The organism is Fulvivirga aurantia, assembly GCF_009711475.1.
Classification (GTDB): domain Bacteria; phylum Bacteroidota; class Bacteroidia; order Cytophagales; family Cyclobacteriaceae; genus Fulvivirga; species Fulvivirga aurantia.
The window spans coordinates 1-1,488 of the sequence record NZ_SMMD01000280.1 but is presented as its reverse complement, the minus strand read 5'-3'; the positions used below and the strand labels follow the sequence as shown (position 1 = coordinate 1,488).

Here is a 1,488-nt window from a genome sequence, read left to right as displayed (position 1 = left end):
CTTTTGTACACATAATTGGACTAACAATCGGCTTACTTGCCACGTCTCTCTTAATTTTATATGTAGATTATGAATATAGCTATGACAAACATCATCAAAAAAGCTCTCAAATCTATAGGCTCACGCACACAAGAGTTATTGATGGTGAGCCTACTTATACTAAGGCCAGCGTATTCCCAGAACTCGGTATTGAATTAGAAAATGCAATAACATCCATAGAAAGTTCTGCAAGGCTTTTTCCTGTCGCTGCAGAATTTCATCCCATTTTCACCTTTGAAAATGAACTTGGCAAGCCAAGCAATTTTACGGAAAAGGATATTTATCTATCAGATAGTACATTCTTGAAGATATTTGACTTCAAATGGATCGGTAGCTCAAATAACGATGCTCTATCAAAGCCTAATCAAATTATTGTTTCAAAATCATTAGCTCTACGAGTTTTTGGTAAAACCGATGTCGTTGGCAACCAATTGAATTGGCGGGGTATGGGTACCTGGCAAATAAGTGGGGTTTTCGAAGACTGGCCTCCAACCAGTCATCTTCATTTTGATATGTTAGCGAGCTGGGTACCAGTTTATGGTAAGCAAAGTTTACACCGATGGGATGGGTTTTACACCTACATTTTAACAACGCCTTTAGACAACTTAGAAGAACTTAAGCAAGAGGTTAAACTCTTTTCTAAACAATATCTTGCCTCACATAATGAGCAATTTAATGTGTCATCCGACATTGGAATTCAACCTTTAATTGATATTCATCTTAGTTCAAATCTCAACAATGAATTTGAGCTGAATGGCAACAGAGAGATTGTGCATGGTTTGTTTATTATGTCAATTGCCATATTATTGATTGCGGTATTTAATTATATCAACCTGGCCACCTCAGCTGTGAGTCAACGCTCAAAGGAAGTGGGGGTTAGAAAAATTGTCGGATCAAAAACCAAAGAGATCAGAGCACAGTTTCTAATAGAATCATTCTGCCTGGTGCTTTTCTCGCATCTATTATGCCTACTGCTTCTTCAATTGATTGTCCCTGCTTTTAATCAAAAAATGGGTGTTGAAATTGACCTATATAAATGGCTTTCGACTCCTCAATTTTGGTCGGCATTTCTCGGTAGCACGGTCTTGATCACCTTACTAACTGGCTCCTACCCTGCGCTACTTATGTCCCGAATAAAAGCCATAAATCTAATTGCCAAGATCACCTCTCAAAATAGAAAGAAAACATCCTTGAGATCAGTGCTCATGACGACTCAGTTAGCCATGGCCATTTTGTTTTCGATGCTAGCAATTGTCGCTTATTTTCAAGTAGACTTCATAACCAATAAAAGCTTGGGCTATAATAAAGAGATACTTGTTGTGAAATCAATGGAACTCATCACGGATAATAACGACTCAACTTTTGTAAACCGTATCGAGTCATTAAAAAATGAACTCTCTGACTTTAATGATATAGGAAATGCAACACTCACATCGCACATACCGGGTG

General features: G+C 37.8%; 1 protein-coding gene. It reads left to right on the top strand.

What is annotated here, in order from left to right; genetic code table 11:
* Window positions 1-1,488, top strand: a 1,488-nt coding sequence (locus E1176_RS01135) for an ABC transporter permease (RefSeq protein ID WP_155208749.1), incomplete at both ends; no start/stop codon positions are given.